The organism is Photorhabdus sp. RM323S (assembly GCF_042879375.1).
GTDB classification, from domain to species: domain Bacteria; phylum Pseudomonadota; class Gammaproteobacteria; order Enterobacterales; family Enterobacteriaceae; genus Photorhabdus; species Photorhabdus tasmaniensis.
This window is the reverse complement of sequence record NZ_JBHFKZ010000006.1, coordinates 35309-56324: the sequence shown is the minus strand read 5'-3', so window position 1 is coordinate 56324 and position 21016 is coordinate 35309. Positions and strand designations below refer to the sequence as shown.

General features: G+C 41.4%; 24 protein-coding genes. 12 read left to right on the top strand and 12 right to left on the bottom strand.

Annotated elements, in window-relative coordinates; genetic code table 11:
• Nucleotides 1-64 precede the first annotated feature (64 nt).
• Complete coding sequence (gene guaB / locus ACGF7G_RS04665) at nt 65-1531, top strand: IMP dehydrogenase (RefSeq protein WP_387463838.1); 1467 nt, start codon at nt 65-67, stop codon at nt 1529-1531.
• A 79-nt stretch (nt 1532-1610) separates the two neighbouring features.
• Complete coding sequence (gene guaA / locus ACGF7G_RS04660) at nt 1611-3188, top strand: glutamine-hydrolyzing GMP synthase (RefSeq protein ID WP_387463837.1); 1578 nt, start codon at nt 1611-1613, stop codon at nt 3186-3188.
• A 579-nt stretch (nt 3189-3767) separates the two neighbouring features.
• Here the strand turns inward: guaA and ACGF7G_RS04655 are convergent.
• A complete protein-coding gene (locus ACGF7G_RS04655; protein WP_387463836.1) occupies nt 3768-4160 on the bottom strand; it encodes a DUF2335 domain-containing protein in 393 nt (130 codons plus the stop codon).
• Entirely contained in the window at nt 4129-4311 is a 183-nt protein-coding gene (locus tag ACGF7G_RS04650) for a hypothetical protein (protein WP_133814188.1), read from the bottom strand. The genes ACGF7G_RS04655 and ACGF7G_RS04650 overlap by 32 nt, the downstream gene beginning before the upstream one ends.
• A 340-nt stretch (nt 4312-4651) precedes the next feature.
• Between ACGF7G_RS04650 and rlmA the strand changes: the two genes are divergently transcribed.
• Nucleotides 4652-5470: a 23S rRNA (guanine(745)-N(1))-methyltransferase gene (gene rlmA / locus ACGF7G_RS04645; RefSeq protein WP_387463834.1), complete on the top strand. Its 819-nt coding sequence runs from the start codon at nt 4652-4654 to the stop codon at nt 5468-5470.
• A gap of 57 nt (nt 5471-5527) precedes the next feature.
• Here the strand turns inward: rlmA and mntP are convergent, their stop codons facing one another.
• From mntP to pabB, 8 genes are all read right to left on the bottom strand, one after another.
• The gene (mntP, locus tag ACGF7G_RS04640; protein ID WP_133812750.1) at nt 5528-6109 is read right to left on the bottom strand and encodes a manganese efflux pump MntP; all 582 of its coding nucleotides are present in this window, start codon (nt 6107-6109) and stop codon (nt 5528-5530) included.
• A 365-nt stretch (nt 6110-6474) separates the two neighbouring features.
• Nucleotides 6475-6933 (bottom strand): DUF986 family protein, encoded by a 459-nt coding sequence (locus ACGF7G_RS04635; protein ID WP_133812751.1) that lies wholly within the window; start codon nt 6931-6933, stop codon nt 6475-6477.
• A 63-nt stretch (nt 6934-6996) separates the two neighbouring features.
• Nucleotides 6997-7863 carry a PTS mannose transporter subunit IID gene (locus ACGF7G_RS04630; protein WP_133812752.1) on the bottom strand — a complete coding sequence of 289 codons (867 nt, stop codon included), beginning with the start codon at nt 7861-7863 and terminating at the stop codon, nt 6997-6999.
• A gap of 13 nt (nt 7864-7876) precedes the next feature.
• A complete protein-coding gene (locus tag ACGF7G_RS04625; RefSeq protein WP_133812753.1) occupies nt 7877-8677 on the bottom strand; it encodes a PTS mannose/fructose/sorbose transporter subunit IIC in 801 nt (266 codons plus the stop codon).
• A gap of 58 nt (nt 8678-8735) precedes the next feature.
• Entirely contained in the window at nt 8736-9719 is a 984-nt protein-coding gene (gene manX / locus ACGF7G_RS04620) for a PTS mannose transporter subunit IIAB (RefSeq protein ID WP_387463832.1), read from the bottom strand.
• Nucleotides 9720-10216: 497 nt separating this feature from the next.
• A complete protein-coding gene (locus ACGF7G_RS04615) occupies nt 10217-11581 on the bottom strand; it encodes an L-serine ammonia-lyase (protein WP_387463831.1) in 1365 nt (454 codons plus the stop codon).
• Between the two features lie 170 nt (nt 11582-11751).
• Nucleotides 11752-12315, bottom strand: coding sequence for a CoA pyrophosphatase (locus ACGF7G_RS04610; RefSeq protein ID WP_387463829.1), 564 nt, complete (start codon nt 12313-12315; stop codon nt 11752-11754).
• Entirely contained in the window at nt 12312-13682 is a 1371-nt protein-coding gene (gene pabB / locus ACGF7G_RS04605; RefSeq protein ID WP_387463827.1) for an aminodeoxychorismate synthase component 1, read from the bottom strand. Before pabB ends, ACGF7G_RS04610 begins: the two co-directional genes overlap by 4 nt.
• A 141-nt stretch (nt 13683-13823) precedes the next feature.
• On the opposite strand from pabB, the gene ACGF7G_RS04600 reads away from it, so the two are divergent.
• From ACGF7G_RS04600 to pip, 3 genes are all read left to right on the top strand, one after another.
• Complete coding sequence (locus ACGF7G_RS04600; protein ID WP_021324233.1) at nt 13824-14009, top strand: YoaH family protein; 186 nt, start codon at nt 13824-13826, stop codon at nt 14007-14009.
• A 101-nt stretch (nt 14010-14110) separates the two neighbouring features.
• The gene (gene yebF, locus ACGF7G_RS04595; protein ID WP_133812758.1) at nt 14111-14485 is read left to right on the top strand and encodes a protein YebF; all 375 of its coding nucleotides are present in this window, start codon (nt 14111-14113) and stop codon (nt 14483-14485) included.
• A gap of 73 nt (nt 14486-14558) precedes the next feature.
• A complete protein-coding gene (gene pip / locus ACGF7G_RS04590) occupies nt 14559-15512 on the top strand; it encodes a prolyl aminopeptidase (RefSeq protein WP_387463824.1) in 954 nt (317 codons plus the stop codon).
• A 49-nt stretch (nt 15513-15561) separates the two neighbouring features.
• Here the strand turns inward: pip and ACGF7G_RS04585 are convergent, their stop codons facing one another.
• Nucleotides 15562-15792: a DNA polymerase III subunit theta gene (locus ACGF7G_RS04585; RefSeq protein ID WP_387463822.1), complete on the bottom strand. Its 231-nt coding sequence runs from the start codon at nt 15790-15792 to the stop codon at nt 15562-15564.
• 328 nt (nt 15793-16120) lie between these two features.
• Here ACGF7G_RS04585 and ftnA point away from each other — a divergent pair, with 328 nt between their 5' ends.
• The 4 genes from ftnA to ACGF7G_RS04565 all read left to right on the top strand — a co-directional run bounded on the left by ftnA (nt 16121) and on the right by ACGF7G_RS04565 (nt 18607).
• Complete coding sequence (gene ftnA, locus ACGF7G_RS04580; RefSeq protein ID WP_133812761.1) at nt 16121-16624, top strand: non-heme ferritin; 504 nt, start codon at nt 16121-16123, stop codon at nt 16622-16624.
• 195 nt (nt 16625-16819) lie between these two features.
• Entirely contained in the window at nt 16820-17206 is a 387-nt protein-coding gene (yobA, locus tag ACGF7G_RS04575) for a CopC domain-containing protein YobA (protein WP_387463821.1), read from the top strand.
• Nucleotides 17207-17208: 2 nt separating this feature from the next.
• Nucleotides 17209-18102 (top strand): copper homeostasis membrane protein CopD, encoded by an 894-nt coding sequence (copD, locus tag ACGF7G_RS04570; protein WP_387463820.1) that lies wholly within the window; start codon nt 17209-17211, stop codon nt 18100-18102.
• A gap of 163 nt (nt 18103-18265) precedes the next feature.
• Nucleotides 18266-18607 (top strand): YebY family protein, encoded by a 342-nt coding sequence (locus ACGF7G_RS04565; RefSeq protein WP_387463819.1) that lies wholly within the window; start codon nt 18266-18268, stop codon nt 18605-18607.
• 202 nt (nt 18608-18809) lie between these two features.
• Here the strand turns inward: ACGF7G_RS04565 and ACGF7G_RS04560 are convergent, their stop codons facing one another.
• The gene (locus ACGF7G_RS04560; protein ID WP_133812765.1) at nt 18810-19052 is read right to left on the bottom strand and encodes a DUF1480 family protein; all 243 of its coding nucleotides are present in this window, start codon (nt 19050-19052) and stop codon (nt 18810-18812) included.
• Nucleotides 19053-19716: 664 nt separating this feature from the next.
• Here ACGF7G_RS04560 and ACGF7G_RS04555 point away from each other — a divergent pair.
• Together ACGF7G_RS04555 and proQ are read left to right on the top strand one after the other, a co-directional pair.
• Nucleotides 19717-20214 (top strand): GAF domain-containing protein, encoded by a 498-nt coding sequence (locus ACGF7G_RS04555; RefSeq protein ID WP_133812766.1) that lies wholly within the window; start codon nt 19717-19719, stop codon nt 20212-20214.
• 94 nt (nt 20215-20308) lie between these two features.
• Entirely contained in the window at nt 20309-21010 is a 702-nt protein-coding gene (gene proQ, locus ACGF7G_RS04550; protein WP_387463818.1) for an RNA chaperone ProQ, read from the top strand.
• The last annotated feature ends 6 nt before the right edge of the window (nt 21011-21016 follow it).

Below are 21016 nucleotides of genomic sequence, written 5' to 3'. Positions count from 1 at the left end.
TCTGTATAATGCCGCAGCAATATTTTATTCCTTAAATTGTCCGCAGCCTGGTGAGATATTGCTTATGTTACGAATTAAAAAAGAAGCTTTAACCTTTGACGATGTTCTGTTAATTCCTGCCCACTCTTCTGTTCTGCCTAACACTGCGGACCTGTCTACTCAACTGACTTCCACTATTCGCCTGAATGTTCCCATGTTGTCTGCGGCAATGGATACTGTAACGGAATCCGGCTTGGCTATCGCGCTGGCTCAGGAAGGTGGAATTGGTTTCATCCATAAAAATATGTCTATTGAGCGTCAGGCAGAAGAAGTGAGCCGGGTGAAAAAACATGAGAGTGGTGTTGTGACAAATCCCGTCACGGTGGCCCCTAAAACAACGCTGCGTGAAGTTCAGGCACTGACAGAGCGTAATGGTTTTGCTGGTTATCCTGTTGTTACCGAAGGAAATGAGTTGGTTGGTATTATTACGGGTCGTGACGTACGTTTCGTGACCGATCTGGATCAGCCGGTTACTGCGGTAATGACACCTAAAGAGCGTCTGGTAACGGTAAAAGAAGGTGAAGCCCGTGATGTTGTGTTGCATAAAATGCACGAAAAACGGGTTGAAAAAGCGCTGGTGGTTGATGAAGACTTTCATCTGCTTGGCATGATCACGGTTAAGGATTTCCAGAAAGCGGAACGTAAGCCCAATGCCTGTAAGGATAAGCATGGACGTTTACGTGTTGGGGCCGCGGTTGGCGCGGGTGCCGGTAATGAAGAGCGTGTTGATGCGTTGGTTGCCGCCGGTATTGATGTTCTGCTGATTGATTCATCACACGGTCATTCTGAAGGTGTATTACAGCGTATTCGTGAAACCCGCGCTAAATACCCGAATCTACAGATTATTGGCGGTAACGTGGCGACGGGAGAAGGTGCAAAAGCGTTGGTAGCGGCTGGGGTTAATGCGGTTAAAGTCGGTATTGGCCCTGGTTCTATCTGTACTACCCGTATTGTGACAGGTGTTGGTGTGCCACAAATTACCGCTATCTCTGATGCGGTTGAAGCGCTGGAAGGCTCAGGGATCCCGGTTATTGCTGATGGTGGTATTCGTTTCTCCGGTGATATTGCCAAAGCAATTGCCGCCGGGGCCTCCTGTGTCATGGTCGGTTCCATGTTGGCAGGCACGGAAGAATCTCCAGGCGAAATTGAGTTGTTTCAGGGGCGTTCATTTAAATCTTATCGTGGAATGGGCTCTCTGGGGGCGATGTCTAAAGGCTCTTCCGATCGCTATTTCCAAACTGACAATGCCGCAGACAAACTGGTACCGGAAGGCATTGAAGGTCGTGTTGCCTATAAGGGGTTGCTGAAAAACATTATCCATCAGCAAATGGGAGGCCTGCGTTCCTGTATGGGGCTGACTGGCTGCGCAACTATTGATGAACTGAGAACCAAAGCTGAATTTGTTCGCATTAGTGGTGCGGGTATTCAGGAAAGCCACGTTCACGATGTCACCATTACCAAAGAGTCTCCAAACTACCGGTTAGGTCTGTAATTCATATTTATTGTGGCTCCTGTAGGAGCCACCTATCTCCTATGTTTTTATTTACTTGTTTTTTTGGAATTCGCCGCACATGACAACAAATATCCATCAGCACCGTATTCTTATCCTTGATTTTGGTTCGCAATATACTCAGTTGATTGCTCGCCGTATCCGTGAAATCGGAGTTTACTGTGAACTTTGGGCATGGGATGTAACGGAAGAACAAATCCGTGAATTCAACCCAAGCGGTATTATTCTTTCCGGTGGACCGGAGAGTACTACAGAGCAGGGGAGTCCACGTGCACCAGAGTACGTTTTTAACGCCGATATTCCTGTACTGGGTGTCTGCTACGGTATGCAAACTATGTCGATGCAATGCGGTGGTAAAGTAGAAAGTTCTACTGAACGTGAATTTGGTTATGCTCAGGTTGAAATCAAAGCGGAAAGTGCGTTGTTTCGTGATATTCACGATTCATTAAATGAGCAGAGTAAACCGTTGTTGGATGTATGGATGAGTCATGGTGATAAAGTCACTGCGATCCCTGCGGATTTTATCACTATTGCCAGCACTGATACCTGCCCGTTTGCCATTATCGCGAATGAAGAAAAACGTTTTTATGGTGTACAGTTTCATCCGGAAGTCACCCATACCCATCAAGGACAACACATACTGGAACGTTTTGTATTGGATATTTGCCAATGTGAAGCTCTGTGGACTCCGGCTTCTATTATTGAAGATGCGGTTGTACGTCTGCGTGGACAGATCGGTGACGATCACGTTATTTTGGGGTTGTCCGGTGGGGTTGATTCCTCTGTCACCGCGTTATTACTGCATCGCGCAATTGGCAAACGTCTGACCTGTGTATTTGTCGATAACGGTTTACTGCGTTTGAATGAAGCCGACCAGGTAATGGAAATGTTTGCCGGTAAATTTGGGCTGAATATCGTCCATGTTCCCGCAGAAGATCGCTTCCTTACTGCATTGGCTGGCATTAATGATCCGGAAGAAAAACGCAAAACCATTGGCCGCGTGTTTATTGAAGTGTTTGATCAAGAGGCAAGTAAACAGACTCAGGTTAAATGGTTGGCGCAAGGCACTATTTACCCGGATGTGATTGAATCAGCGGCCTCTGCGACAGGTAAAGCACACGTCATCAAATCTCACCATAACGTAGGTGGTTTGCCGGAAGAGATGAAACTGGGTCTGGTGGAACCGCTGAAAGAGTTGTTCAAAGATGAAGTTCGCAAGATTGGCCTGGAACTGGGATTGCCTTATGACATGCTAAACCGTCATCCATTCCCAGGTCCTGGTCTGGGTGTTCGTGTCTTGGGTGAAGTGAAGAAAGAGTACTGTGATCTGCTGCGTCGTGCGGATGCTATCTTTATTGAAGAACTGCACAAAGCTAATTTGTACAATAAAGTAAGCCAAGCATTTACGGTATTCCTGCCTGTTCGTTCTGTGGGTGTTATGGGGGATGGCCGTAAATATGACTGGGTTGTCTCTTTACGTGCAGTAGAAACAGTCGATTTCATGACCGCACATTGGGCGCATTTGCCTTATGATTTCCTTGGACGAGTTTCTAACCGGATCATCAATGAAGTCAATGGAATTTCAAGAGTTGTGTATGATGTCAGCGGTAAACCGCCTGCAACGATTGAGTGGGAATAATGACATAATCGTTTCCTATTATTGATAATGATTAGAAAAACCAGTAACTATTTTAGTTACTAACTTAGAACTGCACCTAAAAGTTGGATATTAAACCAACCACTGAGGGTGCAGTTTTTTATGGGTAAATGCTCATGAGAATTTAAGTTAAATGTTGTTGAAGATTCTTTGTCTGGAGTAGCAGTTAGTCGAATTCATGTTCAGAAGTTTAGCAAGGTCTATGGGTCTTGTGGTGTATTTGTGTTGTAGTCATTGAGATTCAGGCGTGAAGAGGGATATAAGTGAAATGCCCCAACAGAGTGGAGCATGGGATAGTTATTCTTTTGTTAATGTCATAGTGAAGTTGATGAAAAATATTCATTGTGAGAGTATTATATCGATCTTCATAAATTAAAATTCCAATAGACATTAAGGTAATTGAAAAAGGCTCTTTATTATGGTGATGTGTTTTAATAATTAAACAATATATAATTACCAGCAATATATTTGTGGCTATTTTATTTTTACCTATAAATATTAGGCAGAGTAAAGACCTATGACGATATAAAGATTAGTCTTTTCACCCTAGCCTATATTGATTTATCTTATATACGATTGTGGATTTCTGTTCAAAACATAAATAATCAAAATCGTTGTTACAGTACCGCTTCCGATAATGCCTGCTAACCAATTATGTTCATTTAGACCTAATATTAAAGCAACAAAGAGAGAGATAAGAGTCAGTAATAGCCCACAATTTTGTCCCCTTATGCTTTTTCTTATCGTTTGTTCTAAGGCAACTTTTTCCATTTCATGTCTGTGCTTTTGTTGTTGTTCAATAAGGATCAAAAATCTGTCAGCCGCTCCCTTTGTATATTGCTCATAAGTAGTTAATATTTCTGACTCAGGAAGCTGATCATATAATGAATTATTATCATCTGAATTTGATGGTTTAACGATTTCAGGGTGTTTTCTGTTTATTATTTCTTTCATATATCGTCTCTTTCCCTGTAGATAATATAATTTCATCATTGAATTGCTTTAGTACAGCAGCAAAATCCGCACGGACTTTATCCAGATCATCAGATAAAGTCTCAACATCACTCTTTGATGGAATAAGATCAAGATAGTTTGTATTCGGCATAATATCGAATCTTGGTGAAATAGATCTTAATTTATTAAAATATTGTATGAAAATGTTCATTCTATTACCTGCATTATTAGTTGTTTCTGTTAGTTAAATAGCTTATTAATACTTGATGTTTTCTTTGTTTTTGATTGTGAAATAATACCTGATAAATATATTTATTCCACAAAAATATTGCGAGCTGGCTCAAAGATAATTCTGAAAATAGTGGAATGTGATTTCATTTAAAATAATGATTAATCGCTTATATAAAGCTATTAAGTAGTATGATTTACGATGAAAAGTATCAGAATATGCTATAGTACCCGCTGGTTTTTACTTATTTTTTGGGAATCATATGTCTTATCAATGCCCCTTATGTCATCAACCTTTATTGCTAACCCGGCAGCAATGGCGCTGTGAAAATAATCATCAGTTTGATTGTGCTAAAGAAGGGTATGTCAATCTGATGCCCGTTCAGTATAAAAGGTCCAAAGAGCCCGGAGACAGCCCGGAGATGATGCAGTCAAGAAGGGCATTTTTGGATTCAGGATATTATCAGCCATTACAACAACGGGTTTCAGAACTGCTGGAAAAGTATTTGCCAGAAAATGCAGATAGTTTGCTGGATATAGGATGCGGTGAAGGTTATTACACCGCTGCGGTTGAAGAGCAGTTAAGCAAGGGGCGTAATCTTAATATCTATGGGTTAGATGTCGCCAAGATCGCAGTGCGTTATGGTGCTAAACGCTATCCTTCTGTCCGCTTTTGTGTTGCGTCAAGCCATCGTTTGCCATTTGCTGATGAGTCTCTTGCTGGGGTGTTACGAATTTATGCACCTTGCAAAGCAGAAGAGTTGGCAAGGGTAATTAAGCCACAAGGAATTATTCTGACAGTTGCTCCTGGCCCTCGCCATCTTTATCAGATTAAAGCGTTGATTTATCAAAATGTTCATCTTCATCCATTGAAGGCAGAACAATTGGCAGGGTTTGAATTGATAACAGATGAGTCATTATCTTATCCAATGAAATTAGATGGAATACAAGCGTGTCATTTATTACAGATGACGCCATTTGCCTGGCGGGCAACGGAAGAGGTAAAAAAAGAACTGGCAGATAAGGCGTTGTTTGAATGCGAAGCTGATTTTATATTGCGGGTTTATCAACGCATTAGGTAATCAGAATTTCAGCCCAAAATACAATTCTTGAAAGGTTAATATTTTGGGCTGAAGGAGTTATTTCGCATACATAAATAATTCGAGATGCTCAAATAAAATATTGAAACCAATCGCAATCAGAATCATCCCACCAATAAACTCAGCACGTTTGCCCAGCAGTGGACCAATATAGCGGCCAATTAACATCCCCAATGTTGCCATAATCATTGTCATCATACCGATAGCTATAGCAGTATGTACGATATTGACCTGAAGAAAAGCGAGCCCGATACCGATTGCCATTGCATCCAGGCTGGTAGCAATGGCTGTTGTTATTAGTACCATTGAGTTGTGGCGACAGGGCGATTCGCATTTCTTTTCCTGATTCACTTTAAAACTCTCTGTCATCATTCTACCGCCCAGAATAAATAACAGAGTAAAAGCGATCCAGTGATCCCACTCCATAATATATTGGCTGGTATAAAGCCCTATAGACCAGCCAATCAGTGGGGTACTGGCTTCTGCCAAACCAAATATCAAACCAGTACGGATTGCTTCACGAAAATGGGGTTTATGTAGTGTGGCCCCTTTACAAATTGCCGCAGCAAAGGCATCCATTGAAAGTGCTAAAGCTAAGATAAGGGTTGCGTATATATTCATTAAAATAACCTCGGTTGGGCGTTTCCATATACATATAATCCATCCCCAACCAATGATGGTGTTATATGCTATGGTCTTGCCAACCGAAATAAGGCTGCCCGCACCACGTTTTACTTTCAAACGAGCGTGTTGATACGAGCTTTTCAGAAAAATTGACTAAGCTATTTCTCTGAAACAGGCTACTCCCCATGACTTTTTAAAAGATAGCATAATAATTCAAAAAGGGAAAATAATATTGTTTTTAGGATTGAGGTGTGATGCCGATAATAGTTATCATTATCTATTGTGGAGTGAAAATGAGGTAAAAATAAAAGTCAGCACTAGGCTGACTGTTTATTATTTTTTTATATATTATTAATGTTTATCTATTTTCTTTCGATAAGAAATTTATAAATCTTTTCTAAATCATCAAGCTGGCTTACTGAGAGATATAATTTCTTATTTTCCAAGCCAATAAGCAAGATGCCATCCTCAGATAAATTTATGGTTTTTATCCGATCATAGGAAATAAATGTGTTTGCATAGAAAAAACCGTTATTTTTAAATGACAATTTAGGGGAGCGTATATAAGCAATATAAATAGTCACTAGGATAGTAAATAACAATAAATATGTGGTTAAACGGCTGCCATAAGCAGTGATGTTATTATAAACAACAATAAGTATCAGGATAATAAAGATGAGAGCATCAATTTTGTGCTTTCTTTTTAGCTTTATTTGTAAATCAGTTTTCCCTTTCAGCAGATTAACCACAAATTCATCATAGACAGCGAAAGCCAGCATTAATACGATTAAACCAACTAATACCATATCATTAAGGCTCATTCTTTAATCCCTGTGTTGCTGTAAAAAAATGCGGGGAGGAATTTTCCCTCCCCGAATGATTAACTATAGACCGAGGAAACCAAATCTGGCACCAATAATCCCCAGAATGAAGAAGCCAATAATAATCCACAAGGCATTCACTTTATGCCGTAACAGCCACATACAAGCAAATGTCAGCAAAAGTGGGACCAGGCCAGGCATCAACTGATCGAGGATGTTCTGAACCGTGGTTATGGTCTTTTCACCGGTTTGTGGGTTAGGAATTTCCGATACCACCAGCGGGATATTAACTTTCGTCCATTTATTAACTAATGCTCCCATGACAAACAGGCCAAGAATTGACGCCCCTTCCGTCATTTTTTGCAGGAAACCGCCACCCATATCCTGAACGATATCAATCCCTTTCTTATAGCCATAAGAGATACCTGAATAGAGAACCAACAGGCGTACCAGGTTGAACAAGAAGAAGAACAGCACAGGCCCAAGCCAGCTGCCACTCATGGCAAGACCTGCCCCCAGCGCAGCGAATACCGGGCGGACTGTGCCCCAGAAAATCGGGTCGCCAACACCCGCTAATGGCCCCATCAAACCAACTTTGATGCCGTTGATGGCACCATCATCAATCGGGGCACCGTTAGCGCGCTGTTCTTCCATTGCCATCGTGACACCCAGAACAGGTGCGACGACGTAAGGGTGAGTGTTAAAGAATTCCAGGTGGCGTTTAATGGCTTGTTTACGCTCATCGGTATTTTCCGGATACAGGCGGCGAAGCGTTGGAACCATAGCGAAACAGAAACCCAGAGCCTGCATACGTTCAAAGTTCCATGAACCCTGGAACACATTAGAACGGAGAAATACACCGCGGATGTCACTTGGCGTCAGTTTTTTCTGGCCTGCTGTCTGAGCAGCCGTTTTTGTTGTATCTAACATGTTGCTCATCCTCTTAATCTAATTCGTTATCAAGGTGGTTATTGGCTTGTCCAGGGGCCGCAACTACCTGAGATTTGTTATATTTGGGGCTTAACTGGATGTACAGCACGGCCATAACGATACCAATAATACCTAATGCAACTAGGTTGAATTCAGTGAATGCCGCAGTGACAAAGCCGAGGTAGAAGAATGGCATCAGGTAGCCGGCACGCATCATATTGATGACCATGGCGTAACCTACAACCACGATCATGCCTCCCGCGATGTTCAGGCCATCTGTGACGACTTTAGGGATAGACGCGAGTAATTGCTGGACTTCATTGGTACCAACAGATAAGGCGACAATCAGGGCAGGGATGGCGATACGCATAGCCTGGAGCAGTAATGCGGATAAATGGATAAAGCTGATTGCTCGAAGGTTACCACGTTCTGCTGCGTTGTCAGCGGCATGTTGGAAGGCAACAGTGATAGTACGTACAATGATGGTCAGCACTTGTCCTGCGGCTGCCAGCGGAATAGCCAGGGCGATACCTTCACCAATATCACGACCACCGGCAATGACCAGGATAGTTGAGATGATTGATGCTAAAGCCGCATCCGGGGCAATTGCAGCACCGATATTCATCCAGCCAAGCGCGATCATTTCCAGTGTACCGCCGATAATGATACCGGTTGTCATATCACCAAGGATGATCCCAATTAAAGTACAGGCCACGAGTGGGCGATGGAATTGAAATTCATCAAGAATGGAATCCATTCCGACTATACAAGCTACGATGAATATCAATGCAATTTGAACAACGGTAATTTCCATTGTTTGTCTCCTATAACCAAATTAAATTCGGTAAGAAATTTTTGTCATTGAGTAATAGTTAAATTGCTCTGGTTTGTTTTTCGTTTTTAACCTTCTGGAGCAGATCCATCATTTGCAGACGGCTGTCACTGGCAACTTTGCGGGCTTCAAGCTCAATGCCACGTTCATCCAGTTTTTTGAAGGCCACAATATCGGTTTCATCAACGGATATTGCGTTGTTAATTTGAGTTTTTCCTTGACGGAATGCCATTCCACCGATGTTTACAGATGTGATATCAACACCATCTTCGACCAGACGTAAAACATCCGTTGGATTTGTAAATAGCAACATAACACGCTCATTAGCGTATTTAGGGTTGTTATAAACACGAACACATTTGGCAACGTCAACAACGTGAGCACTGAGACCCGGCGGAGCAACTTGTTTTAGCAAGGTGGCGCGGACCGTATCGGCAGCAACTTCATCACTGACGACAATAATCCGTTTTACATTGGTCTCTTTTGTCCAACGAGTCGCGACCTGACCATGAATAAGACGGTCATCAATCCGGGCCAGGGTTATTTTCATATGACCACCCGTTGATGGGGTAAATGAAGGAACAGCAGCAGGCGTTACCGGTTTGGCGGGTTCGGCTTTTTGAGGCTCTTCCGTTTTCAGGGCCCGAATGCCTTCTTTTCCTGTTTCCAGGGCAACAGAAACCAGTTCTGTCAACGATGGGCCATCATCCCGGCACATAAAGGTTTCAACCAACATCGGAACGTTAACCCCGGTGATGATCTCATAATTCTCTTTATCTACAGCGATACGATTAGCTGCATTGAATGGACTTCCTCCCCATGTATCAACAAGGAACAGTACACCTTGCTTTGTGTTAAGTGCTGCAAGTTTATTGCTGTATTTTTCAAATAAAGTATCGGCATTTTCACCAGGAACGAAGTCAATATAAGAAACATTTTCCTGTTCCCCAATTAACATCTCTGCGGTACGAAGCAGTTGTTCAGCCGCAGCTCCATGTGTGCCAATCATAATGGCTATACTCACCTGTTTTCCCCTCTGTTAACAATATAAACGTAGGATTATTACAAAGTTACTCCAATTATTTTGATGAATCATTCCTCCAATAAAAAGCATGTTTGTACGAATAACAACCTTTTATCAATGTGATACCTGAATATTTGACTTGATTTAGACTTTATCTCTTATTGACTGAAAAAATAGGCTGCTAGAGTAACATCAGAAATACCTGAGGAAAATTGCTGTCAGTCAGAAAAAATGAAATAGATGAAAATGTTAACCATAAAACAATTTAATAAGCTGAATATTGAAAAATTAATCTATAATTATCTGTAATTTACTTATTTTTAGTTATTTATTCTGTTTCCGGTAACATCTTATTAGTTAAAAATTAAAAATATATTCATCTTTTCCGATCGAAAAGTGATCATTGAGGGGTTTTGCTAAAAAATATCCCTACTACAACATAGGGATATTTTGATTGTAGAAGACGTTACTGATCAAAAAACAGGTTATTTATTTGATTAATCACACTGAACTTTAATCGCCAGACCGCCACGGGATGTTTCACGATATTTAGCATTCATGTCTTTGCCTGTTTCGTACATGGTTTCAATGACTTTATCGAGAGAAACACGTGGTTCACTGGTACGGCGCAAAGCCATGCGGCTAGAGTTGATGGCTTTTACTGAAGCAATTGCATTGCGTTCAATACAAGGCACCTGTACCTGGCCTGCAACCGGGTCACAGGTAAGGCCGAGGTTATGTTCCATGCCGATTTCAGCGGCAATACAGACTTGTTCAGCACTACCACCTAGCAGTTCTGCAAGGCCGGCTGCGGCCATTGAACAGGCAACACCAACTTCCCCTTGACAACCCACTTCAGCTCCAGATATAGAGGCATTCATTTTATACAGAATGCCGATAGCGCCAGATGCCAAGAAATAGCGGATATACAGCTCTGGTGTCACAGGCTCAATGCAATGGTTGTAATAAGCGAGTACGGCAGGAACAATGCCACAAGCGCCATTGGTTGGTGCGGTAACAACACGCCCACCTGCGGCATTTTCTTCATTGACTGCCAGGGCGAACATGTTCACCAGATCCACGACATTCATTGGATCATTAGACAGGTTGTTTGACGAGGTCAGCATACGATGTAATGCCGCCGCACGGCGTGGCACACGTAATGGGCCAGGTAAAACGCCTTCGGTGTTCAGACCACGCTCAATACAAGCCTGCATGGTACCCCAGACATCAGCAAAATAAGCGTTAATTTCTTCTTTACTGTGGAGGTCCAGTTCGTTTTTCATCATTAAACCGGAGATAGATAGCCCGGTTTTATTACAATTCATCAGCAGTTCTTTTGCTGAATTGAATGGATATGAAACAGGTTTGATATCCTGAGAGGGTTTACCAAAATGCTCTTCATCAACAATAAAACCACCACCAATCGAGTAGTAGGTTTTGCTATAAACTTTTTTGTCTCCCGCGAATGCATGAATTTGCATACCGTTTTCATGTAATGACAGGTTATCACTACGGAAAACCATGCCGCTATCATGGGGGAAATCGACTTCATGTAAGCCATTGGCCAGCTTAATACGCTGAGTTTGCTCTACATCACGAATAAAACCGGGGATTGAATCAATATCAACGGTAGCCGGCAAATTACCTGCCAGACCCATGATAATGGCGATATCCGTATGATGACCTTTGCCGGTTAATGAGAGTGAGCCGTAAACATCGACGGCTACACGCGTGATAGAAGGCATTAAGCCCTGGTTTACCAGATCGTCGACAAACTGTTTGCCGGCTTTCATCGGGCCAACCGTATGAGAACTAGATGGGCCAATACCGACCTTAAACATGTCGAAAACGCTAATCACGCCAGACTCCTTAAAAAAGATAGAGATATAGTTATATATATTGGGGGACGCTACTTTACTGTGATTTAGTCGTGTTGATAAGGCAGTTTACAGTTTTTTTTGAAATATGATAGCAACCGTGACAAAAATGGATAGAAAAAACACAGGTTGATGATTTCTCATGATTTGGATCAAACTTGAACCTGTTGAGCTAATTGGTGAATGATAGCGGCTGTCAGGCCCCAGATGAGTCGCTTCTGATACCAGTAAAAATAGATGCGATGTTGCTGACCACGGCGGTTAACATCAAGATAATGATAATTTGAAAGTGAAAGCGCTTCAGCTAAAGGGACTTCGAAGATACTGGACACTTCTGTTGGGTTGCTGTGGAAAGACAATTCCGGGGGTAATAACCCGACAATGGGGGTCACCAGATAACCGCTAATGCTGTCCAAGGGCATGAGTTGCCCCAAAACTTGAACTTTCTGATGGGGTATGTTGACTTCTTCTTCTGCTTCCCGCAGTGCTGTAGCGATGATTGATTTGTCTTCGGGATCAGCAACTCCACCGGGAAAGGCCACTTGGCCGGCGTGTGAGCGTAATGTGGTGGAGCGCTGGGTTAGTAATAGTGTTGGTTTCGGCTTGCAGATGATCGGCAATAACACCGCAGCATGGCGGGTGTTATTTGCAAGCCGTTTAGGGGATGATGGCAGTTGTAACTGAAATCTGTTAATGAAATCAGAGAGTGGCATCATATCGATTTTATTTTCCCCAGTTGCGGCAAAATACGATTCAACTTATCAAATGTTTCCTGATACTCTTTTTCAGCAATACTGTCGGCAATAATTCCGCCACCTGCCCAGCAATATATTTTTTCTTTTTCGGTCAAGAGGGTGCGAATGGTGATATTACTGTCCATCGTGCCACAAAAGCTAATATAGCCAATTGAACCACAATATCCATGCCGGCGATGGGGCTCAAGCTCTTCTATTATTTCCATTGCTCTGATTTTAGGAGCACCAGTGATAGAACCTCCAGGAAAACAGGCGCGCAGTAAGTCTGTGGCATGCTGTTCATTTGGTAATGCTGCGGTAATTGTGCTGACCAGATGGTGAACGGCAGGGAATTGTTCAACGACAAATAATTCAGGAACTTTAACTGAGCCCGGTGTGGCTACCCGGCCAATATCATTACGTAATAAATCGACGATCATCAGGTTTTCGGCCCGGTCTTTTTTTGATGCCGCCAGTTTTTCAGCTTGTAATGCATCCTTTTTTGCGTCATTTAAGCGCGGTAATGTTCCTTTAATTGGACGAGTCTGGATTTGATTATTTTCCAGGAGTAGGAAACGTTCAGGAGAGACACTGATGACACTGTTTTCCGGTAAACGAATAAAGGCAGAAAAAGGTGCGCAATTGCTCTTATTCAGTTTTATGAATGCTTGCCATTCATCTCCCCGGTAATCAGCGCAAAATCGCTGTGCCAAATTGACTTGATAACAATCGCCGTCTAATAGATAGTCATGAATACAGCTAATCTTTTCATGATATTGCTCTGCACTCATATTTGACTGCCACTCGCTGGTCAGCGTAAAAGTCGTTTTTGGCGAAGCCTGGCGGGATATAAGCCAGTTCAGGCGTGCATCAGCATCACTGTAGCTGAATAAAGTCACCTGTTTTTTATGATGATCAACAATCAGCGCCCAGTCATAAATGCCTATTGCCATATCTGGAAATGACAACTCATTTTTGGCTTGTGACGGTAATTTTTCGATACAACGCCCAAGATCATATCCCCATAGACCCAGTGCCCCTCCCTGAAATGGCAAATCAGGATCAAAATTTGCTGTGATATTTAATTTCTCCAGCTGTTTTTTTAACAGATAAAAGGGATCTTCCTCAGTAATATAAGTATCACCACGTTCATTTATTGCGGTTGATTTCTCATGATTGAGAAGGGTTATCAGTGGTTCTGCAACCAGAATATCAAACCGGTTATGGGGATGGTTCGCAGAACCCGAATGGAGCAGCATTGCCCAAGGCTGGCTTGAAATCGGCGCGAAATAGTTGATGGCAGCGTCTGATTGATAAGGTAATTGTCGTTTTTGCAGTGAAGTACTCATTATGGTGTTGGTTTTAACAGTTGTAACGCGAGAGTTGGCATTGATTTTCATCCCCAGAGATTAACATAGAAATCCACTCCTTACCTGAGATAAAATCGCTATACTCTTCGGCGTCGATCAGTTTATTCAGAGGTTATTATCATGTTTTCAAGTATGCCAACCTTATCTCATCAGGAACAGCAACTGGCAGTGGAGAAAATTCAGCAACTAATGGCTGAGGGAATGAGTAGTGGGGAAGCCATTGGGTTGGTTGCTCAAGAGATTCGCGAACAGCATCGCACAAAAGAGCAGGTAAATGTGATGTTTGATGATGAAAAATCAACATAATTAAATTATTTATTTAACAATAATCATACATTTATTTCACTTGGCATGTTAGGTTAGTTCCATATTTAATCTCTTAGTTTGAGATATTAACAGGAGGTAGTATGAAAGCATGTCACATCATTAAGAGAGTTGTCCTATCAGGCGCTGCACTTTTGTTCACTGTCTCATTCGCAGCATCTGCTGTGTCAGAGGGCAAACGTGTTGATAAGTTTGTCTCTTGCGATAATTTAACCAAGTCGCAAATTGCCGCTCAGGTAAAACGTGATTTTCTGCAAAACCGTATCAACCGTTGGTCAGAAGATAAAAAGCAATTGGGGACATCGACACCTGTGGCGTGGATAAATGCAGAAAATATCACTGGTGATAAAGATATATTAAAAGTTCCCCTTACTGTTCGTGGTTCTAAGCGTGACAAAGATTACCGTGTTGTTGTTGATTGTCAGCAAAATACGATTAGCTATAGTGAATTGAAATAACATTTTCTGATAGTTATCTCTACCCGTCATTAGATGGACACCCGATTTGGTGTTAGCCAGTAAAGGAAATGTTATGTCAGAATTAAAAAAATTATATCCTGCTTGTGAAGCTTACCGTTCTGGTTATTTGGACACAGGTGATGGTCATCAAATCTATTGGGAATTATGTGGTAATCCTAACGGTAAGCCTGCCGTATTTATTCATGGTGGACCGGGCGGTGGTATTGCCTGTTATCATCGTCGGCTATTTGACCTGAAGAAATATCATGTCATGTTATTTGATCAGCGTGGCTGTGGGCGTTCAAAACCTCATGCCAGTCTGGAAAATAATACTACCTGGCATTTAGTTGAAGACATTGAGTGCTTGCGTCAATTAATGGGGGTGGAAAAGTGGCTGGTATTTGGTGGTTCATGGGGTTCCACTTTATCTTTAGTTTACGCTCAGACTCACCCTCAACGAGTTTCTGAATTAATTCTTCGGGGGATTTTCTTGCTGAGGCCGCAGGAGTTGCACTGGTATTATCAGGATGGCGCTTCTAATTTTTTTCCCGACAAATGGCAACGAACGATATCTATTTTGTCGGAGGAAGAGCGAAAGGATATTATCGGTGCATATAATAAGCGGCTGACTAGTGATGATCGTCAGGTTCAATTAGAAGCCGCTCGCCTCTGGAGTTTGTGGGAAGGAGAGACGGTAACATTGCTTCCTTCAGAGAGCGCGGAATCTTTCGCAGAAGATGAGTTTGCTTTGGCGTTTGCCCGAATTGAGAACCACTATTTTATCAATGAGGGTTTTATGAATGACGATCAGAAATTGTTGAATAACATTGACGTTATAAGGAATATTCCGGCAGTCATCATTCATGGCCGATATGATATGGCTTGCCGGGTGCAAAATGCCTGGGATTTGGCTCAAGCATGGCCGGAAGCAGAATTACACATCATTGAGGGAGCAGGACACTCATTTGACGAACCGGGTATTTTACATCATCTGATTAATGCAACGGATAAGTTTGCAGAGCAATAATTTGATATAACCACCGGTTATCCGGTGGTTATCCATTCTCATTAGATGATCAGCGGTTTTTTGGCTCGTAAGGTAAACGGGAAAATTGTTTGGATAACTGGCGATAATGCACCAAACGTTGTTGAAAATATTCCCTAAGGTGTGTGGGTTGTTCCTGTTCGACGGTGTCAGGAAGTACCGGCATATTGTAACGTTCTTTAAAAGCTACACCCGATGCCGCCAAATCAACATTGACTTTATCCATGTTCTCAGTAGAAAGGCCGGCCAGATTATGTCCCATAAGTGTCTCGCTGAATTGAAACCCAAATTCATAAAGCGATAAAGTTAATCCAGACTCGCTTTTCTGGCAAGGGCTGAATTGATTATTTTATAAATATAAATAATATTCATTATCATTAAATATAAAAATTTCTCAGTGAGTGTTATTTTGTAAATAAAATTCATTTCCATTTAAATATATTAAATGAGATTCATTTCTATTTGTGTTTTTTAAAAATATATATTTATTTCAATGTCATACGTATATTTTATTTATTTTTGCTTATTGGGTTTTATTATTTTAATATAGTTGGAATAATACAGGTAAATTAATAACTGGAGTGCCTATTATGTTAAATCAAGAAGTGGTTAATAAATTAAATGAGCAGATGAATCTGGAGTTCTATTCTGCGAATTTATATCTGCAAATGAGTGCATGGTGCGGTGATAAAGGATTAGCGGGTGCCGCCGCGTTTTTTAAATCACACGCTCAGGAAGAAATGCAGCATATGCATCGCTTATTTGATTATCTGAGTGATACTGGTGCGATGCCACGTTTGGGACAGATTGATGCGCCTTCTGCTGATTATGAATCCATATCTCATGTACTTAAGAAAACTTATGAGCATGAGAAGTTCATTACTGCTGAAATTAATAGACTTGCCCATTTGGCGATAACTACGCAGGATTATTCTACTTTTAACTTTCTGCAATGGTATGTAGCAGAACAGCACGAAGAAGAGAAGTTGTTCAAATCTATCCTTGATAAACTGGATATGGTTGGCGAGGATGGTAAGGCGCTCTTCTTCCTGGATAAAGATCTAAAAGCTCTGGCTGCTGCAAATCCTGTCTGATTGAATAGAATGGATTAGCCGCAGTAGCTGACAATAGCTTTAGATGTTTAAGGTTAATACTGCGGTTTTCCTTTATTTTTGCGCGATAGTTCACAAGACGAAATTCTCATTGTAAGTTATCGCGGATAAAATAATCCTTTTGATATAAGATGATATCAATTTATAGAAATTCATCTGAAAATTAAGAGGTCATTTATGGCTATTAGCGAAATTCACTCTTTTTGCCGAAAATTATCGGCTTTAGTGGTTCTTTTTGTCGGCATGTCTTGTCAGCAAGCTTTAGCCCATGCGCATTTAACAGAACAAATTCCAGCCGAAGATACGACAGTAGAAAATACACCACAGGTAATTACTTTGAGTTTTTCAGAAGGTATTGAGCTGAATTTCAGTAAAGTAAAAGTGACTGGCCCGGAAAATAAGCCTATAAAAACGGGTAAATTGAAGCTTGATCCGGCAACCAATACAAAACTTATTCTTCCAGTCGAAGATAACCTTGTGGCGGGTAAATATGATGTTGACTGGAGCGTAGTCTCTGTTGATGGGCATAAGACTAAAGGCGTCTATAGCTTTACAGTTAAGTAATTATGTCTCTGGCCGCTCTGTATATCCTTTGTCGCTTCACTCATTTCGTGGCAGTCATGCTGATGTTTGGCTTCAGCATATTTACTGCCATGTTGGTTCCCAATCGTTTATCTGTTCTGATTGATACCCGTCTCCGTTTGGGGGTAATTATCAGCACGATTGTGGCATTCATAACGGCAATTGGCTGGTTGGCGATGCAAGCGGGGATAATGGGGGATGGTTGGCAAGATACTTATAATCTGGAAATCTGGCTGGCAGTACTGGGAACAACTTTTGGCAAAGTTTGGCAATGGCAAATACTGGTTTCAATAGTTGCTACAGGGTTATTGTTTATCAATAACCAAAAAACCAGAAATGTTACTATGTTAATTCTCTCTGCCATTTTACTGTCTTGTCATGCTCTTATCGGCCATTCGGTAATACATAATGGGATGACCGGTGTTTTTCACCAGATTAATCAGGTAATTCACTTATTGAGTGTTGGATATTGGTTTGGTGGATTATGGCCATTTTTGTTGTGCCTGCAATTTTGGCGTATACAAAGTAAATTGGCTGTAGGGCTGGATAAACAGATCATGATTTCTATGATGCGTTTTTCCGCGTATGGTCATATTGCAGTAATTCTTATTATTGCTACAGGTATCATAAGTAGCTTGATTTTGCTCCCCGATTGGCCGGAATATAGTGGCAGTGAATATCAATTAATGCTATGGCTAAAGATAGCACTGGTGGCGGGTATGGTGGTACTTGCACTAATTAATCGCTATATTCTGGTTCCTAAATTGAGGCAACCTGGCCGCTATCAATTGTTAGTTATCAATAGTTGGGTTGAAATTATGCTTGGAGCGCTGGCTTTATTCTGTGTTGCTGTTTTCGCTACTTACCAGCCGGTTTGATTTTCTTGATTCATCCCCTGTTTCAGTAGGGGTTATTGGGGCGGTCTGTGTCTGATAATAGAATATAGAGTGAATACGGACGCCGTGCAGAAATCGGAGTGTACAGGTAGTGCGTAAGAATGAATCTGCTTTTCTTGTTCTTATATCTACATTGGTAACTATTATGAAACGTTTATTTTTATTACTTCCCTTGTTTTCTCTCTCTTTTCAAAGTATTGCTGCACCTATTGAAACGGTGAGTAAGCTACAGTTTGGTGATAAATGGGCATTTACACGGGAAGAAGTGATGTTGAATTGCAGAGCAAATCAGGCTCTGTTTGTGATTAATCCAAGTACGTTAGTGCAATACCCATTGAATGATATAGCCACAGAGATGATGAGGGTAGGGAAAGTGAATGCGAAGTCTTTGGATATTATTCTATTGAATGATCGCAAAAATCCGGCTCAAAAAATGAGTATAGAGCCATTCCAGCAAGCAGCTTTAGCATTGTGTGATAAAAAATAATGCCATTGAGTTAAGCGGTAGTATGATGTTTGGCTATTTATTACCCAAAAAGTTGGTAAAATGCCGTATGTCAGCTACGCTTTAAACTGTAAGTTGTTTACGTCTCAATGACACTTTTAGCGCACGGCTCTTTAAGAGCCATTTTCCCTAGGCCGAGTAGAGGAGTCAACTCGGCCTTTTTTTGTCAAAAGTTTTTTAGACATCAGACCACCCTCATAACCCATGCATGTTTTTGTCTGTCATAATGTTGCCTGTATAGCAGAATGTGCTTATCGTTTAGTAAGGCGGGAATACTGGTATGTTCATCCCACCCATCCAGCTGCATACAAAGCTCGTGGTCAGAATTACAAGGGATGCTAATGGTCGTGTCGTTTTCTTCGGTAGGTGAAGACAAAATAGCATCATCGATTTCGTAGCTGGAAATTCTTAACTTTGTCTGATTCATGATGGTTCCTTAGCTTTTAGTTAACAGGTACGACCAGTAAGGCCATCATTTGAGAATAGATCAAATGACTGAGATTGCCAGTAATAATATTTTCCATGCTGTATTATCGGTAGATGATATTGCTGTTATAATTATCTGTTCTAAAACTTACTCTCGTCATATTGCTTTTTTCGTCTGCGCTATTCTTTGACCTTTTCCACATTCAGTAGGAAATATTTATTTGGTGTGGTCATGGGCGCTGAAAGTGTTAACGATAAAGGGGTAGTGCAATAATTCTACGGATAAATTGTTTGAATGTTTTGTTTTTTTACTTCATGAAGCGTTAACTCTAAAATGAAAGAAACTAATGATTGGTACGGTTATCAGATAATTGATCTTTATAATTGCGGAATAATTCAGTCTGATTTTTATTGCGTGAGGGCATTGAGGTGCTTACAGTGAATCATATTCATACTGGCTACACTTTTTAATGTTTTGGTAAGAGGTGTGATATCTCACTAGCCTTTACCCATGTTCAATAAATATAATAAAGAATATCTTATTAAAGACAGTAAAAAATTTACGTCAGTGTGACAGGCTGTTAACCTTATTGTTATGGGCATCTGATATTTTTTTGATATAAAAAATAGAGATGCGTTTTGTAAATTTCATCGGATAGGTCAATATGAATAAAAATGAGTTCTATCGGGAGCTTGCAGCGGACTTAAAAGCTCTGTTGTCTGGTGAGTTTGACTTAATAGCGACGTTCGCTAATGCCAGTGCATTGTTGTATGAACGCTTGCATGACGTTAACTGGGTCGGTTTTTACCTGATTGATGGTGATACGTTGGTTCTGGGACCATTTCAGGGAAAAGTCGCCTGTGTGAGAATACCGGTTGGCAAGGGGGTATGTGGAACTGCTGTATCAGAAAAGCGTATTCAGCGTGTTGATGATGTTCATGCATTCCCCGGTCATATTGCTTGTGATGCTGCCAGTAACGCTGAAATTGTGTTGCCATTGATTGTAAACGATAGAATCATTGGTGTGTTGGATATTGATAGTACGATTTTTAATAGATTCGACGAAAAAGACGAATTTGGCTTACAAGCCCTTATTGATGGGCTTTGTGCTCATTTAGAACAGTGCGTTGTGCCGAAATATGTTGAATTGAACGTAACTTAACATATGGATAACGTGCATTTATCAGCAACGCTATTATAATGACGCCAGTTCATGCCTATGCTGGTTGGCAAAACCGTTGTAATCAGGAAATTTCATGGAAAATCAACCTAAGTTGAATAGTAGTAAAGAAATTATTGCTTTTTTAGCCGAGCGTTTCCCGCTCTGTTTCGTAGCTGAAGGTGAAGCTCGTCCTTTAAAGATCGGTATTTTTCAGGATATCGTTGAACGTATCCAGGACGAAGAGTGTTTAAGTAAAACACAATTGCGCTCTGCTTTGCGTCTGTACACATCAAGTTGGCGTTACCTGTATGGTGTTAAAGAGGGCGCGCAGCGTGTTGACCTTGATGGTAATTCATGTGGTGAACTGGAAGCGGAACACATTGAACACGCTCTCCAGCAACTGACTGAAGCCAAAGCACGGGTTCAGGCACAGCGTGCAGAGCAAAGAGCTAAAAAACGTGAAGCTGAAAATGCTGCGGCCGGTGAAAAAAATGAACGGCCTGTAGCCAAAAAGCCAGCGCCTCGTCGTCGTGCCAATAAAACTGAAGGGGAAAAACGGCAACCACGCCAACAAAATCGCTCTCAGCAAGCACGTAAACTGGCGGCTCAACCTGCTCAACCTGCACCGACTCAGATCGCTGATGTTTCATCGCTGAAAATTGGTCAGGAAATTAAAGTAAGAGTGGGTAAAAGCTCGATGGATGCTTCTGTGCTTGAAATCGCCAAAGACGGTGTACGGGTACAATTGCCTTCCGGTTTAGCGATGATTGTACGCGCAGAACATTTACAGTTCTGATACGGA